The sequence below is a fragment of the Jejuibacter sp. L23 genome (assembly GCF_050815825.1).
Lineage (GTDB): Bacteria > Pseudomonadota > Gammaproteobacteria > Enterobacterales > Enterobacteriaceae > Jejubacter > Jejubacter calystegiae.
In genome coordinates, this window is the sequence record NZ_CP138199.1 from 4,395,196 (window position 1) to 4,410,755 (window position 15,560).

The 15,560-nt window shown below is 57.5% G+C and carries 18 protein-coding genes; 12 read left to right on the forward strand and 6 right to left on the reverse strand.

Annotated elements, in window-relative coordinates; all coding sequences use genetic code 11:
- Nucleotides 1–13 precede the first annotated feature (13 nt).
- From endA to SCU88_RS20950, 6 genes are all read left to right on the forward strand, one after another.
- Nucleotides 14–727 (forward strand): deoxyribonuclease I, encoded by a 714-nt coding sequence (endA, locus tag SCU88_RS20925; RefSeq protein ID WP_175340675.1) that lies wholly within the window; start codon nucleotides 14–16, stop codon nucleotides 725–727.
- Nucleotides 728–799: 72 nt separating this feature from the next.
- Complete coding sequence (gene rsmE / locus SCU88_RS20930) at nucleotides 800–1,531, forward strand: 16S rRNA (uracil(1498)-N(3))-methyltransferase (RefSeq protein WP_175340676.1); 732 nt, start codon at nucleotides 800–802, stop codon at nucleotides 1,529–1,531.
- Nucleotides 1,532–1,541: 10 nt separating this feature from the next.
- Nucleotides 1,542–2,489 carry a glutathione synthase gene (gene gshB, locus SCU88_RS20935; RefSeq protein WP_138093550.1) on the forward strand — a complete coding sequence of 316 codons (948 nt, stop codon included), beginning with the start codon at nucleotides 1,542–1,544 and terminating at the stop codon, nucleotides 2,487–2,489.
- Nucleotides 2,490–2,598: 109 nt separating this feature from the next.
- Nucleotides 2,599–3,162, forward strand: a complete 564-nt coding sequence (locus tag SCU88_RS20940) for a YqgE/AlgH family protein (protein ID WP_175340677.1) — start codon at nucleotides 2,599–2,601, stop codon at nucleotides 3,160–3,162.
- On the forward strand, nucleotides 3,162–3,581 hold the full coding sequence (ruvX, locus tag SCU88_RS20945; RefSeq protein WP_175340678.1) for a Holliday junction resolvase RuvX: 420 nt from the start codon (nucleotides 3,162–3,164) through the stop codon (nucleotides 3,579–3,581). Before SCU88_RS20940 ends, ruvX begins: the two co-directional genes overlap by 1 nt.
- Before the next feature lie 36 nt (nucleotides 3,582–3,617).
- A complete protein-coding gene (locus SCU88_RS20950; protein ID WP_175340679.1) occupies nucleotides 3,618–4,331 on the forward strand; it encodes a hypothetical protein in 714 nt (237 codons plus the stop codon).
- Nucleotides 4,332–4,529: 198 nt separating this feature from the next.
- On the opposite strand, the gene SCU88_RS20955 is transcribed toward SCU88_RS20950, so the two are convergent.
- The 5 genes from SCU88_RS20955 to SCU88_RS20975 form a co-directional block, all read right to left on the reverse strand.
- The gene (locus tag SCU88_RS20955) at nucleotides 4,530–4,985 is read right to left on the reverse strand and encodes a hypothetical protein (protein ID WP_175340680.1); all 456 of its coding nucleotides are present in this window, start codon (nucleotides 4,983–4,985) and stop codon (nucleotides 4,530–4,532) included.
- 93 nt (nucleotides 4,986–5,078) lie between these two features.
- Entirely contained in the window at nucleotides 5,079–5,519 is a 441-nt protein-coding gene (locus SCU88_RS20960; protein WP_175340858.1) for a GNAT family N-acetyltransferase, read from the reverse strand.
- Between the two features lie 19 nt (nucleotides 5,520–5,538).
- Nucleotides 5,539–6,231, reverse strand: coding sequence for an IclR family transcriptional regulator (locus SCU88_RS20965; protein WP_138093571.1), 693 nt, complete (start codon nucleotides 6,229–6,231; stop codon nucleotides 5,539–5,541).
- A 90-nt stretch (nucleotides 6,232–6,321) separates the two neighbouring features.
- Nucleotides 6,322–7,668: an MFS transporter gene (locus SCU88_RS20970; protein ID WP_138093574.1), complete on the reverse strand. Its 1,347-nt coding sequence runs from the start codon at nucleotides 7,666–7,668 to the stop codon at nucleotides 6,322–6,324.
- Between the two features lie 45 nt (nucleotides 7,669–7,713).
- Nucleotides 7,714–8,706, reverse strand: coding sequence for an NAD-dependent epimerase/dehydratase family protein (locus SCU88_RS20975; RefSeq protein ID WP_175340681.1), 993 nt, complete (start codon nucleotides 8,704–8,706; stop codon nucleotides 7,714–7,716).
- Nucleotides 8,707–8,942: 236 nt separating this feature from the next.
- On the opposite strand from SCU88_RS20975, the gene SCU88_RS20980 reads away from it, so the two are divergent.
- Nucleotides 8,943–11,219 (forward strand): FAD-dependent oxidoreductase, encoded by a 2,277-nt coding sequence (locus SCU88_RS20980; RefSeq protein WP_175340682.1) that lies wholly within the window; start codon nucleotides 8,943–8,945, stop codon nucleotides 11,217–11,219.
- On the opposite strand, the gene SCU88_RS20985 is transcribed toward SCU88_RS20980, so the two are convergent.
- On the reverse strand, nucleotides 11,197–12,207 hold the full coding sequence (locus SCU88_RS20985; protein WP_138093583.1) for a type IV pilus twitching motility protein PilT: 1,011 nt from the start codon (nucleotides 12,205–12,207) through the stop codon (nucleotides 11,197–11,199). The two genes, SCU88_RS20980 and SCU88_RS20985, sit on opposite strands and share 23 nt — an antisense overlap.
- Nucleotides 12,208–12,228: 21 nt before the next feature.
- Between SCU88_RS20985 and SCU88_RS20990 the strand changes: the two genes are divergently transcribed.
- From SCU88_RS20990 to hemW, 5 genes are read left to right on the forward strand one after another with little or no spacing between them, the layout of a single operon-like run.
- The gene (locus SCU88_RS20990) at nucleotides 12,229–12,942 is read left to right on the forward strand and encodes a YggS family pyridoxal phosphate-dependent enzyme (RefSeq protein WP_175340683.1); all 714 of its coding nucleotides are present in this window, start codon (nucleotides 12,229–12,231) and stop codon (nucleotides 12,940–12,942) included.
- 15 nt (nucleotides 12,943–12,957) lie between these two features.
- A complete protein-coding gene (locus SCU88_RS20995) occupies nucleotides 12,958–13,512 on the forward strand; it encodes a YggT family protein (RefSeq protein WP_138093589.1) in 555 nt (184 codons plus the stop codon).
- Entirely contained in the window at nucleotides 13,509–13,799 is a 291-nt protein-coding gene (gene yggU, locus SCU88_RS21000) for a DUF167 family protein YggU (RefSeq protein WP_175340684.1), read from the forward strand. Before SCU88_RS20995 ends, yggU begins: the two co-directional genes overlap by 4 nt.
- Before the next feature lie 15 nt (nucleotides 13,800–13,814).
- Nucleotides 13,815–14,408 carry an XTP/dITP diphosphatase gene (locus SCU88_RS21005; RefSeq protein ID WP_175340685.1) on the forward strand — a complete coding sequence of 198 codons (594 nt, stop codon included), beginning with the start codon at nucleotides 13,815–13,817 and terminating at the stop codon, nucleotides 14,406–14,408.
- Nucleotides 14,401–15,537: a radical SAM family heme chaperone HemW gene (gene hemW / locus SCU88_RS21010; RefSeq protein ID WP_175340686.1), complete on the forward strand. Its 1,137-nt coding sequence runs from the start codon at nucleotides 14,401–14,403 to the stop codon at nucleotides 15,535–15,537. Before SCU88_RS21005 ends, hemW begins: the two co-directional genes overlap by 8 nt.
- Nucleotides 15,538–15,560: the final 23 nt, after the last annotated feature.

Here is a 15,560-nt window from a genome sequence, read left to right on the forward strand (position 1 = left end):
CACGGAGTTGAAGATGTATCGCAATATCGCTTTCGCGGCCGCCGCTGCCGCGCTCAGCACCGCCCTGTGGAGCGGCGCCAGCCAGGCGGCTATTACCAGTTTCTATAAGGCGAAAGCCGCCAGCGTAAAACTGAATGCTGACGCCCCCGGCACCTTCTATTGCGGGTGTAAAATCACCTGGAAAGGCAAAAAAGGCGAGCCGGATCTGGCCTCCTGCGGCTACCAGGTACGTAAGAATCAAAATCGCGCCTCACGCATTGAGTGGGAACACGTCATGCCCGCCTGGGAGTTCGGCCATCAGCGCCAGTGCTGGCAGAATGGCGGACGTAAGAACTGCAATAAAGACCCGGTGTACCGCAAGATAGAAACCGATCTGCATAACCTGCAGCCCGCCATCGGGGAAGTGAACGGCGATCGCAATAATTTCCAGTACAGTCAGTGGAACGGCGGCGAAGGCCAGTACGGCCAGTGCGCCATGAAAGTGGATTTTAAAGGTAAACGCGCTGAACCACCGCAGCAGGCTCGGGGCGCTATCGCCCGAACTTACTTCTATATGCGCGATACTTATCATATGCGCCTGTCGCGCCAGCAGACCCGGCTTTTCGAAGCCTGGGACAGGCTTTACCCCGTGACAACATGGGAGTGCGAGCGCGATGCGCGTATCGCCAGAATTCAGGGCAATCATAACCCCTGGGTGCTGAAAGCTTGCCAGCGGCAAAATGGCTAACCTACACTAGCAGCCAATTGTTAAACTGCGCGGCACCTTTGCGCGCACCTGCCAAACCGGACTGGAAACCCTATGCGTATACCCCGCATTTATCATCCTGAGCCTCTTCAGATCGACACAGAAATTGCCCTCAGCGACGATGCCGCTGGCCACGTGGGCCGGGTACTGCGCATGGGAGCGGGCCAGGCGCTGCAGTTGTTCGACGGCAGCAACCAGGTTTTTAACGCCACTATCACCGAAGCAGGCAAAAAGCGGGTAAGCGTTCAGGTGATTGACGCCACGACTGACGATCGCGAATCGCCCCTGAATTTGCATCTGGGTCAGGTGATGTCCCGGGGCGAAAAGATGGAATTCACCATACAGAAATCCATCGAACTGGGAGTAAATACCATTACCCCCCTGTTTTCGGAGCGCTGCGGGGTTAAACTCGATGAAGGGAGACTCGGGAAAAAACTTCAGCAGTGGCGTAAGATCGCTATCGCCGCCTGTGAACAGTGCGGCCGTAACCGGCTACCGGAGATCCGGCCCGCCATGACGCTTGAAGCCTGGTGCGCAGAGCCGGAAGAGGGTCTGAGACTTAACCTTCACCCGCGCGCCAGCCACAGTATCAATACCCTTCCTCTGCCCGTACAGCGTCTGCGGTTGCTAATTGGCCCGGAGGGAGGGCTATCAGCGGATGAGATAGCCATGACCGCGCGCCACGGCTTTACCGACATTCTGCTGGGCCCACGCGTTTTGCGTACAGAGACTACAGCACTGACCGCCATAACCGCACTTCAGGTCCGGTTCGGCGACCTGGGCTAAGGAGAAAATAATGATCAAGCTCGGCATCGTGATGGATCCCATCGCAACCATCAATATTAAGAAAGACACCAGCTTCGCTATGCTGCTGGAAGCCCAGCGCCGCGGCTATGAGCTGCACTATATGGAGATGAACGATCTCTTTCTGATCAATGGCGAAGCCCGCGCCCGTACCCGTAAGCTGAGCGTAGAGCAAAACTATGAGGCCTGGTATCAGTTTGGGGACGAGCAGGAGATTGGACTGGGCGAACTCGACGTGATCCTGATGCGTAAGGATCCGCCGTTCGACACCGAATTTATCTATGCCACCTACGCCCTGGAGCGCGCAGAAGAGCAGGGTACGCTCATCGTCAACAAGCCCCAGAGCCTGCGTGACTGCAACGAAAAGCTCTACACTGCCTGGTTCGCCGACCTGACGCCAGATACCCTGGTGACCCGCAGCCTGGCGCAGATTAAAGCTTTCTGGCAAAAACATGGCGATATCATCCTTAAGCCTCTGGACGGCATGGGAGGCGCTTCCATCTTCCGGGTTAAAGAGGGCGATCCTAACCTGCCGGTGATTGTGGAAACCCTGACCGAACACGGCAGCCGTTACTGCATGGCACAGAACTACCTGCCCGCAATTAAAGATGGCGATAAGCGCGTGCTGGTGGTGGATGGCGAGCCGGTGCCTTACTGCCTGGCCCGTATTCCCCAGGGCGGCGAAACCCGCGGCAATCTGGCCGCTGGTGGCCGCGGCGAACCGCGCCCGCTCACCGAAAGCGACTGGGCCATTGCCCGCCGCGTGGCGCCAGAACTAAAAGCAAAGGGGCTAATTTTCGTGGGCCTGGATATCATTGGCGATCGCCTGACTGAAATTAACGTCACCAGCCCGACCTGCGTGCGCGAAATCGAAGCCGAATTCCCTGTTTCCATTACCGGAATGTTAATGGACGCCATTGAAAAGCGTCTGGCAAAATAAGATGCTGTAGGGCGCGCTGCTGGCGCGCCCTGTGTGTCATACCGGCCATGGCGCTTTTTGATAACGACGGGACATCGACTCCGTTCTAACCGGATATAAACGACTGACAATGAATTTACAGCACCACTTTCTTATTGCCATGCCTGGTCTGCAGGATCCCATGTTCAAACGTGCCGTGGTTTATATCTGCGAGCATAACGACGATGGGGCGATGGGCATTATTATCAATAAACCGCTGGAAAACCTGAACGTTGGGGAAGTTCTGGAAAAGCTGGAGATCGTGCCGGAACCGCGCGATCCGGCCATTCGTCTTGACCGCCCTGTGTTCCTTGGTGGCCCGCTGGCGGAGGATCGCGGCTTTATTCTGCACAGCCCGCCAGATATGTTCACCTCCAGCATTCTGATTAGCGACGCAACGGTTATCACCACTTCCCGTGACGTGCTGGAAACTCTGGGCACCCCGAAGCAACCGAAGCAGTCGCTGGTTGCGCTGGGCTACTCCTCCTGGGAAAAAGGACAACTGGAAAGCGAGATTCTGGATAACGCCTGGCTGACGGCCCCGGCGGATCCCGCCCTGTTATTCCAGACCCCCATCGCCGATCGCTGGCGCGATGCGGCAAGGCTGATCGGTGTGGATATCTTCACCATGCCAGGCGTTGCGGGGCATGCCTGATGGCTTCAGGAACCCTGCTGGCTTTCGACTTCGGCACCAAAAGCATCGGCGTGGCCGTAGGGCAAAGCATTACCGGCACCGCCCGCCCGCTGGGGGCGCTAAAGGCCCGGGACGGCATTCCCGACTGGGCGGCGCTGGAGCGCCTGCTTAAGGAGTGGCAGCCCGACGAGGTGATTGTCGGCCTGCCGCTTAATATGGACGGCAGCGAACAACCGCTGACCGCCCGGGCGCGCAAATTCGCCAACCGGCTTCATGGCCGCTTCGGCGTTCCGGTAACGCTCCACGACGAGCGGCTCACCACCGTAGAGGCCCGTGCGGACCTGTTCAGTCACGGCGGTTATCGGGCGCTGGATAAAGGCAGCGTCGATTCCGCCTCGGCAGTAGTGATTCTGGAAAGCTGGTTCGAACGGCAGGGGTAAAGACCGTATCAATTAAAACAACAGAGGGGAAAGAGTATGAATCAGGCGGAAAGGGCTATTGAAATAAGAAATGAATATGATAAAAAATTAGCACTCGCCTTAGAGAAAGGTTACAAACTCCATGGTGAAAATGGTAAAGAATTACTGACTAATATCTATCAAGGGTTAGTTCGTCTCTCCTGGTATTCCTCCTGCTTATTTGATGACTACCAGGATGTGTGCTCCAAATTGCGGGGAGAAGATGCTCGTCACTTCCAATCTATTGCCCATGGATATTCCCAGGGTGACGCAACAAGAAAAATAATTACATTGTTTTTTAATTACCTATTAAGTCGTATATCTGATGAGCAAATCGATAGAATATATAACAGAATGAAGCAGGATCCATTCTTACGAGGCCATATACATAAATTAGGTATTATGGTTTCTGGCTCAGTGACAAAAAAAGCATTAACCTATGGCCTGGTGAATTTTACAATCGGTTCCAGAAGCCTTGGTAGACTGGCCTCTGGATTTTCATCCGGAGTATTTTCACTAATAGAACATTATGGCTTATTACAGGAAAGAATAGCATCTGCCGATTCACTTAAGCGTATCAACCCGGAATTCTATCAGATACTCTATAAGGAAGGATTAGAGACCTGGTGGTATTTTGTCGAGCCAGTTTTGCGCCGCTACCTGAGTATCCCTTCGTATTCCGAGGATACCGTTTATAATGCTATCATGTATACATTACGGAGCCTCGAATGAGACTTATAGATATGTTAATCTTCGACTTAAAAGCCTGGGTCCTATGGGCGGCTGAGATATTTATCGTTTTCGGACTATCTTATGTTGCCAGCCTTTTTTTACCAGAGACTTATTGGTTAATCTTCACTGTAATTACATGCCTGGTCGTATTTATCGGTAGGATTATATTCTTCCCACGCAAAAGTAAAAAGTAGCATTTCATTTATAGATTCCTTCCAGTGCATCGATATCTCCAGTGTGACAATAAGATCGACAGGCTGCTTTTCCAGAGCCGGGTGAAAGTCTAACAGTACTGCTGTATGTTATTTTATCCCCGACGACTGAAGGATCTATCGTGACCAAAATATGGCAACCATTCTTATTAAGCTCATAAAAACCAGTATGATTCGATGACATACGCCCTTCAAATCCTTTCTCAATACGACAAGCCGCCTCTGAGCCACCATCAATACTCAAATGGCCGTTCCTCATCACCAGACGAGAAGTCGATTGCACCGGTTGAAAATCCAGAGACCCCACCTTAGCCATGGTGAAATTTTCAGGATCCTCACTCACCGGCTTATCAAACAATCCTCCCGCAAAGCAGGTAGCGGAAATAAAACTCAAAGCAAGCAGACACTTTTTCATCGTATTTTCTCTCACCTCTGTAATCACAGCATTACCTTAAATAACATCATCGGGGTATATGCGGCACAACGCTTTTATAACATACAATCCCCCTGACTTTTAGCCACTGTCCTGAGTCTACTATTCCGCCAGCCGCATATGCAGTAACGGAAAAGGGCGACCTTCGCCATCCCGCTCTGAGCGGCCCACCACTTCAAACCCCATATGGCGGTAAAAGTCGCAGGCCTGCGGGTTCTGTTCATTAACGTCCAGTTCCTGAACGCCGCATACTTCCACGCCGTAACGCAGCAGCGTTTTTCCAATCCCCTGCCCCCGGGCTTCGGGCGCGACAAACAGCATCTCCAGTCGATCGTCGCCAGCCCCCATAAATCCCAGCGGGATATTCTGTTCATTAAGATAAGCAAATACCTGAAGCGCAGGCATATAACAGTCACGCACCAGCGGGCGCAGGGTTTCGATTTCACCTTCCGGCAAAAAATGGTGCGTGGCTCTGACCGAAGCTTCCCACACATCGCCAAGGGCCGGAAACAGTTGGGGCGTGGCGCGGATAATGTGATTCATCATGATTTCCGTATTAAGTTTAAAGCGGGTTCACCAGACAACCTACCAGTTGCTTAAGCTGCGCCAGTCGGCTGGCGACTTCATCATCAGAAATATGCCACATACCGGCCAGCGCCAGCGCGGCGCTGTGAGCCCCCAGAGGCTGGGCCATAGAGACTTCGCCGTCGTCGTGATGCCACACCACATATCCCTGCTCGCGCTGCCGGGCGATGGCAGGCTGTACCTGGGCATACTGCTCCGGCGTCAGACGCTCGCGCAGCCTGTCGTCGCTCTCCGTTGCCAGCAAGCTCATGCCGATGACCGAACGCCATGCAGGCAGCATTTCAAAACCGGCCAGCGCCTGACTAACCCGGGCGCCGGGCTCCGAATGGTAAAGGTAGATCACCTGATCTTCCCACAGTACCCCCAGCGCCACCACCACGTCGGCGGGCGCGTGGCGTTCCAGCAGGGGCAGCGCATGGGAAAAGAGCGCGGAGCCGCGAATCGCCTGAGCCGCCAGCGCGTGAATTCCCGGCCCCGGCAGATAGCGGCGCTGCTCATCCTGCTGGGTCAGGCCGATGGCGGCCATGGTCATTAACAGCCGGTTGACGCGGGTGGGATTGAGCCCCATCAGTCGGGCCAGCTCACGACAGCCGACGGCCCGGCCGCAGGAGACCAGGTATTGCAGACAGCGAATACCGTCAATCAGACTCTGGTTGGGTTGAGATGACATAACAGGCCCGGTCGAGAAAAAAACGATTCTATCGCCGGTGCCAGCAAAAGCAAACTCCGGCAGGCGGCAGTGCAACCGCCCGCCGAAGGCTTAGCGATGGCGCAGCGGCGTGCCCGCCGTTTCCCGCGCCTTGAGTATCGTCACAAAGGTGATCAGTGCAGCTCCCATGACGTAGAAAGCGGGAGCGACATTACTGCCGGTACTCTGAATGAGCCAGCTCGAGAACCAGGGTGTGATACCGCCAAAGAAGGCGACGGTCAGGTTATAGGCCACCGACATGCCGCCATAGCGAATACGGGTCGGAAACAGTTCCGCCATCGCCGCGCTACAGGCGCCGTCGAAGGCGGCAATGCACACTCCCAGTACCAACATCGCCATCAGCGCCGAGGCCACATCCCCCTGACTCATCCAGACCAGCGCAGGCCAGGTCAGCAAAATAAAGCCGCCGCAGCCCGCCAGCATCAGCGGCTTACGGCCATATTTGTCCGAAAGCAGTCCCATCACCGGCACCAGAATGGCAATCGCCAGCAGGCCGGTGGTGGTAATGGAGTACGAGGCGATCTTCGAATAGTTCAGGTTCTGAATCAGATAGCTGGGCATAAAGGCCTGCAGCACCCAGTGCCCCACCGCCTTAATGGCGACAAAGCCAACGCAGAATAACAGCGCCCGCCACTCGCTGCGCAATGCGGTGCGCAGCGGATTTTTCTCGACCTCGCCGGACTGTTCAATCGCTTTAAAGACCGGCGTATCCTCAAGGTTGGTTCGTAGCCACAGCCCCACCAGCCCCAACGGCCCGGCAATCAGGAAAGGAATGCGCCAGCCCCAGTTGTGCATGGCTTCATCCCCCAGGGTAGCGGTCATCAGCAGCACCAGACCGCTACCGGCCACAAAGGCCATAAAGCCGAAGTTATCCACCCAACAGGTAAAGAAGCCGCGCCGCCGGTCCGGCGCATATTCCGCCAGGAAAGTGGTGGCCCCCGCGCTCTCGCCGCCGGCGGCAAAGCCCTGAGTCAGACGGGCCAGTACCAGCAATACTGTCGCGAGCGTGCCCGCCTGGTGCCAGGTGGGCAGTACGCCAATCACAAAGGTAGAGACCGAAGTCAGCAGGATCACGGTGGAGAGCACCCGCTTGCGTCCGATCCTGTCCCCCAGCGAACCAAACCAGAGCCCGCCCAGCGGACGCATAATAAACCCAGCCCCGAATACCGCGAAGGCCATTAGCAGCCCGGACTGCGGATCGCCTGCGTGAAAAAATTGCTGGCCGATAATAAAGGCCAGGGTGCCATACAGACCGAAGTCAAACCATTCAACAAAGTGGCCGATGCCGGTGGCCAGTAAAACCCGGCGCAGCTCCGGCGCCCCGACCTGCCTTCCCGACGGTGCGGTCGCCGCGCTGGCTTCCGGCGCCGCTGCGGGTTTACTCAGAATCTTTTCCATCGTTTTCTCCCGGATTTTACTGCCTGTCAAAAGAGAGGCTTCACATTAACCCTGCCCGGCTTCCCGGCGCAGACGCGCGGCCTCTTCCAGCATAGTCAGGAAGCCATAGCGAGGCTGGTAGCCCAGCAGCGCCTTCATTTTCTGGTTGCTGGTGATAAAGCGCACCGCTGGCCCCGGCATGGCGACATTGACCACCGGTAACTCCATGATTCGCGCCATTTCCGGCACGGCCTTGTCAAACTCCACCACATCATCCGGCCCCAGATTAAAGATCTGATTCGCAGCCGCCGGATGGTCCAGCGCCAGTATCACGCCCGCCGCGGTATCGCGAACGTCGGCGATATGCATCATGTAGGGCAGGCCGTCCGCTTCGCCGTGCTGGATAATCATCTTGTCCAGCCCATCCGCCCCCTGTTCCCGCTCAAGACGGTCGGCCAGCGTGCTATTGCCGAAGTCTCGCTGCTGGCGAATTTTGCCGCGCAGAAAGAAGCGCGGGCCGGAAAAGAAGCTGCTTTCGTCCAGAATTTCGCTCACCGCCTGGGTATGCGGAAAACGCAGGATGACGGTTTCCAGCCCCTGACGCTGCCAGAACTGCACCAGCTCTTCACCCAGGAGTTTGGTCAGGCCGTAAAAAGAGATGGGATTACGCGGGTGATCTTCGGTTACCGGCAGGCTGTGAGCGCGAACTTCCGGATAAACCTCGCCGCTGCTGGCAAACACAAAACGCGCTATCCGCTGATTTTTTGCAGCCTCCAGCAGCAGGCGGGTGGCAGTAACATTGGCATGGAACATGGCATCGTTATCTTTCGGATGCCACGACATCAGCGCCCCGGTATGCACCACAACATCGGCCCCGGCGATAATTTCCTGCACCCTGGCCGGGCAGTCAAAACGGCATTCGATATGCCGGTATCCGGGCTGTGTCAGGCGCGCCGGTTGCAGATCCACACCAGTAACCTGGTCGCCGCGCGCCAGCAACTGCGCAGCAATGCAGGATCCTATTCTCCCGGCGGCGCCGGTTATCACAATGTTTGCCATGGTTACCCTCCTTATTTGTGTCTATAACAGATACACTCAAGCCAAAAAATAACCAACCATGAATTAACTTAACTGTGACGAAAATCGTAATAAAAAATAATTGCATGATTTTAAACAATAAAAATAATCACCTTTTTGCAGACCCTGAGGATTGATTTATTTTTATCCTGGTCGTAAATTGTTTCTATAAAAGATACACAATACTTACTACTCATCAGACAACAGGATCAACGGCCATGCACATTTACCCGCAGACAGACAGCCGCCATTTCCCCCACACTGAAATCCACTGCGATCTTCTGGTTGCCGGTGGCGGACTGGCGGGACTGTGCGCCGCACTGGCCGCCGCCCGTGACGGGCTGAAAGTTACCCTGGTACAGGACAGGCCAGTGCTGGGCGGTAACGCTTCCAGCGAAGTACGCCTGTGGGCTAACGGCGCCAGTTCCCATATGGGCAACAACAACCGCTGGGCCCGGGAAGGCGGCATTATGGGAGAGATCCTTGAAGAGAATGTCTGGCGTAACAAAGAGGGCAACCCGGTCATTTTCGACCTGCTGCTGCTGGACCTGGCGCAGCGCCAGTCAGGCCTGACGCTGTTACTGAATACCGCGCTGTTCGAAGTCGACAGCCAGGATGGGCGGATCGCCTCGGTACGCGGCTTTAACGCCATTAACGAAACCTTTTATCAGATTCACGCCTCGCAGTTTTGCGATGCCACCGGCGACGGCGTGCTGGGCTATCTGGCCGGTGCCGAATACCGTCTCGGCGCGGAAGAGCTTGATGAGCTGGACGAAAAGATGGCACCCGGTGAGCACTTCGGTCACCAGCTTGGCCATTCGATCTACTTCTACACCAAACGCACCGGCCAGCCGGTTCGCTTCATTCCCCCCAGCTTTGCGCTGGACGACATTACCGCCATTCCACGCTACAAGCGGCTGACGTCCACCCTGAACGGCTGCGATCTGTGGTGGCTGGAATGGGGAGGAAGGCTGGACACCGTACACGACAGCGAGACAATCAAATGGGAGCTGTGGAAGATAGTCTGGGGCGTCTGGGATCATATCAAGAACTCCGGCGAGTTCCCGGATGCCGACGATCTGACCATCGAATGGGTGGGCGCCATTCCCGGCAAGCGCGAAAGCCGACGCTTTATGGGGGACTACCTGCTGTGTCAGCAGGACATTATCGAACAGCGCGACCATTATGACGCCGTGGCCTACGGCGGCTGGTCCATAGATCTGCACCCGGCGGATGGCGTATACAGCAGCCACGACGGCTGCCGCCAGTTCCACAGCAAGGGCACCTACACCATTCCCTGGCGCAGCCTGTACAGTAAATCCATCGACAATCTGCTGCTGACCGGGCGCCTGATCTCCGCCACCCACGTAGCCTTTGGCAGCGCCCGGGTGATGTGCACCTGCGGCGTACTGGGTGAAGTGGTGGGCCGCGCCGCAGCGCTATGCCACCAGCACCGGCTTACTCCCCGCCAGTTGGCGCAGCCACAGCAGATCCCCCTGCTCCAGCAGCGTCTGCTGCACAGCGGATGCTATATCCCCCGCCAGCGCCTGGAAGACCCGGCCCTGGGGGCTGCCGTGAGCGTCAGTAGCGAATATCAACCCAAGCAACTGGCCGCCAGCGGAGAATGGCAGCCGCTCAATGAACGTATGGCGCTACTGCTGCCGCTACGCGCCGGAGAAAGCCTGCCGGAGATCGGCCTGCTGTTACGCGCCACTCGGCCGCAGCGCCTGCGGGTACGGCTGATGGAAAGCGTTCGTACCGGTAACTACACCCCGGACTGCGAAGTGGCAAGCCAGTGGCTGGAGGTCTCGGGACCGGAACAGCGCTACAGCCTCGTGTTCCCGTACCGCAGCGAGCGCGACCAGTATCTTTTTATCGCCCTGGAAGACGAACCGCAGATCGAGATAGCCCTGACCGACCAACAGCTTCCGGGCGTGATGACGGTGTTTAACAGCCTGAATCCCCGGGTGGCGAAGCATACCCGCCAGGTGGCAGACGGCGACTACGGCGTGGATGAGTTCGACTTCTGGCTGCCGCGCCGACGCCCGCATCAGATCTTACCTGCGCTGACCTTTACGCCAGCGCTGCGCTGCTATCCGCCGGAAAACCTGGTTAACGGCGCACTGCGTCCGGAACAGCAGAGCAACGGATGGGTGCCGGATCCGCAGGATCTTCACCCAACCATCGAATGGCGCTGGCCCCAGCCCTGCCGGATCGATGCCATGACGCTGCTGTTCGATAACGACTTCGATAACGCGATGGAAACGGTGCAGATGGGCCATCACTGCGTGGTATCCCCCCACTGTGTGACCCACTACCGATTACTGGCGGACGGTGAACCCCTGCTGGAAGTCACGGAAAACCACCTTTCCGTGTGCGAGCATCGCTTTGCGCAGCCCATTGAGGTCAGCCGCATCACTCTGGAGGTACTCGCCAGCGCCGGAGCGCTACCGGTGGTGTATGGGTTGCATGTTACGGCGGGAATGGAAGCGTAGCGGCAATCACCCCCTGCTCCCTCCTCTGCGCCATGCTCTGATTAAAGGTCTGCATACCGTACTGCTTCCCGGTATGCAGCACCGTGGGAAGCTGGTGCAGCTTACCTTCGCGTATCAGGCTGGCGACGGCTGGGATATTGATCATCAGTTCAAACAGCGCCACTCGCCCGCCATCCCGGGCGGCAACCAGCTTCTGGGCCAGCACCGCCCGCAGGCTACCGGCCAGCTGTGAGCGAACCCGCCCCTGCTCTGCGGCGGAGAAACCATCCAGCAGCCGTTCGATGGCCTGTGGCGCGCCACGGGTATGTAACGTCGCAAGTACCAGGTGGCCGGTTTCGGCGGCGGTCAACGCCAGGCGAATGCTCTGCTCATCGCGCAGCTCCCCCAGCAGAATAACATCGGGATCCTCGCGCAGCGCCGCTCGCAGACCAGCGCTAAAGTCCGGACAGTGTTCCCCTATTTCTCGCTGCTGCACCAGGCTACGTCTTGAGCGATGAATAAATTCGATGGGATCTTCCAGAGTCAGAATATGGCGCGCATGGTGGCTATTAATATGATCCACCATAGCGGCCAGGGTGGTGGACTTACCACTGCCGGTAGCGCCGGTCACCAGCAGCAGCCCACCGTCACTTTCCAGCAATGCCGGGATCGATGGCGGCACGTCAAGCTGTGCCAGCTGCGGCGCATTCTCCGGCAGTAGCCTCAACGCCAGCGACACGCCATCGCACTGGCGAAAAGCGCTGGCGCGCAGCCGCCGCCCGTCCTTCAGCGTTACCGCAAAATCCAGCTGTCCGCAGCTATCGAACTGCGCCCGCTGAACCGGGCTCAGCCACATCTGTAGCAGGCTTTCCGGCTCCGGCGCGCCGCCGGGTAGCTCTTCCAGCCCCCCCTGGCGTCGCCAGCGGGCAGGCTGACGCGCGCACAGGTGTAGATCCGAGACGTAATGCTTTACACTATGGGCCACTATTTGGGTCACGATTTCTTCCATGTTATGACATCCCAGGCATCAATGAACGACATTGCCCACAACCTGGCACAGGTTCAGCGCAAAATCTCCGACTCTGCCGAGCGTTGCGGGCGGTCTCCAGAAGAAGTTACGCTGCTTGCAGTCAGCAAAACCAAACCTGCGAGCGCTATCGAACAAGCCGTCGCCGCCGGTCAGCTAGCCTTTGGCGAGAACTACGTTCAGGAAGGGGTGGAGAAGATTCTCCATTTCAATGCGTGCGGTGCTAACAACCTGATATGGCACTTTATCGGTCCGCTCCAGTCCAACAAAAGCCGCCTGGTGGCCGAACACTTCGACTGGTGCCACACGGTGGATCGCCTGCGTATCGCAACCCGGCTAAACGACCAGCGTCCGGCAGAGATGGCGCCGCTGAACGTGCTGATTCAGGTCAACATCAGTGACGAACAGAGTAAATCCGGTATCGCGCCGGAAGAGCTGGACGCCCTGGCGGCCCAGGTCGCGGAACTGCCGCGCCTGACGCTGCGCGGACTGATGGCGATTCCGGCGCCGGAAAGTGACTGGCAGCGCCAGTTTGCCGTGGCGAGCCAAATGGCTGTAGCATTTACGCGGCTAAAAGAGCGATATTCCACCGTGGATACGCTATCGCTGGGCATGACCGATGACATGGACGCGGCTATCGCGGCTGGTAGCACCATGGTGCGCATTGGAACCGCCATTTTCGGCGCGCGGGACTATTCCTCGCGCCAGCCACAATAATTACAGAGGAACACCATGCTGACGTTGACTTTCATTGTCAAAACGCTGATCGACCTGTATGTCATGGTGCTGCTGCTGCGCATCTGGATGCAGTGGTCGCGCTGCGATTTTTATAACCCTTTTTCACAGTTCATTGTCAAAGTTACCCAGCCGATTATCGGGCCGCTGCGCCGCATTATTCCGGCGATGGGCCCTATCGATAGCGCCTCGCTGCTGCTGGCCTTCCTGCTGACCACGCTGAAGTACCCTATTCTGTTGTTGATTCAGACCGGTAGCCTGTCACTGGATCCGATGAATCTGCTGGTGGGGCTGCTGTCGCTGCTTAAATCAGCCGGTACTCTGGTGTTCTGGATGATCCTGATCCGCGCCATTATGAGCTGGGTCAGTCAGGGGCGTAGCCCGTTCGATTTCGTGCTGATGCAGCTCACCGAGCCGCTGATGGCGCCGATTCGCCGTATCCTGCCGGCTATGGGCGGTATCGACTTTTCCGGGATGGGGGTGATTCTGGTGCTCTATCTGCTGAACTACCTTGGCATGGATCTGTTCCCGGGGCTGTGGTATTTGCTGTGAGTGCCGTCAGTCAAACGGCGGATGGGCTGGTGTTAAGACTCTACGTCCAGCCCAAATCCAGCCGCGATGCTATTATCGGTGAGCATGGCGACGAACTGAAAGTCGCCATCACCGCCCCGCCTGTAGACGGCCAGGCCAATGCCCATCTGGTCAAGTATCTGGCAAAACAGTTTCGGGTCGCTAAAAGCCAGGTGGTGATAGAAAAGGGCGAAACCGGTCGCCACAAACAGATAGTCATCCACCATCCGCAACAAATCCCGACTCCCGTCGCGGCACTTCTCGACTAATCACAGGATTACGCTATGCAAAAAGTAGTACTCGCCACCGGCAATGCCGGAAAAGTGCGTGAACTGGCCGATCTACTGCAGGACTTTGGTCTGGCGGTGGTGGCCCAGACCGAACTCGGGGTCGATTCCGCAGAAGAGACCGGCCTGACCTTTATTGAAAACGCCATTCTTAAAGCCCGCCATGCGGCAAAGGTGACCGGTCTGCCTGCCATTGCCGACGATTCCGGCCTGGCGGTGGATGCCCTGGGCGGCGCGCCGGGTATCTATTCCGCCCGTTACGCGGGCGTCGATGCCAGCGACGATCGGAACCTGAACAAATTACTGGAAGCGCTGGAAAAGGTGCCGGACGGTCAGCGCCAGGCACGTTTCCACTGCGTGCTGGTCTATCTGCGCCATGCCGAAGATCCCACTCCGCTGGTGTGCCATGGTAGCTGGGCCGGTGAGATTACCCGGGCCCCTGCGGGGGAAGGCGGTTTTGGCTATGATCCTGTCTTCTTCGTGCCCGATGCCGGTAAAACGGCGGCAGAGATGAGCCGCGACGAAAAACGCGCCGTTTCTCACCGCGGTCAGGCGCTCAAGCTGCTGCTGGATGCCATGCGCCATGGCTAAGCTGCCGCCCCTGAGCCTGTACATCCACATCCCCTGGTGCGTGCAGAAGTGCCCCTACTGCGACTTTAACTCTCACGCCCTTAAGGGCGAGGTGCCTCACGACGACTACGTGGCTCACCTGCTGCACGATCTGGACGACGATATAGCGTACGTTCAGGGGCGTGAGGTGGCGACGATATTTATCGGCGGCGGCACCCCCAGCCTACTGTCCGGCGCGGCGATGCAGCAGTTGCTGGACGGCGTGCGCGAACGGCTGCGGCTGGCGGAAGATGCCGAAATCACCATGGAAGCCAACCCCGGCACCGTAGAAGCGGACCGCTTCGTTGACTATCAGCGCGCTGGCGTTAACCGCATCTCTATTGGGGTACAGAGCTTTAGCGAGCCCAAGCTCCAACGGCTGGGGCGCATTCACGGGCCGGAAGAGGCAAAGCGCGCTGCGCGTCTGGCCGCCGGGCTGGGGCTGCGTAGCTTCAATCTGGATCTGATGCACGGCCTGCCGGACCAGACGCCGGAAGAGGCGCTGGCGGACCTGCGACAGGCCATTGAACTTAATCCGCCCCATCTTTCCTGGTATCAGCTGACCATTGAGCCCAACACTCTGTTTGGCTCACGCCCGCCGGTGCTGCCCGACGACGATGCGCTGTGGAGCATCTTCGAACAGGGACATAAGCTGTTGACCGAAGCGGGCTACCGTCAGTATGAAACCTCGGCTTACGCAAAACCGGGCTACCAGTGCCAGCACAACCTGAACTACTGGCGCTTTGGCGACTATCTGGGGATTGGTTGCGGCGCCCACGGCAAGGTGACCTTCCCGGACGGGCGCATACTGCGTACCGCCAAAACCCGCCATCCGCGCGGCTATATGCAGGGCAACTATCGGGATCGTCAGCATGAGGTGGAAAACGTCGACAAGCCGTTCGAATTCTTTATGAATCGCTTCCGCCTGCTGGAGCCTGCGCCGCGCCGCGAATTTACGCTGTATACCGGACTGATGGAGTCAGTGGTACGCCCGCAGATTGACGAGGCCATCGCCCGGGGTTACCTGACGGAAACCGCGGAACAGTGGCAGATAACCGAACACGGCAAGCTGTTTCTGAATTCCCTGCTGGAGCTGTTTCTGGCGGAATAATGCCGGGCCGTGCGGGGCTTTGC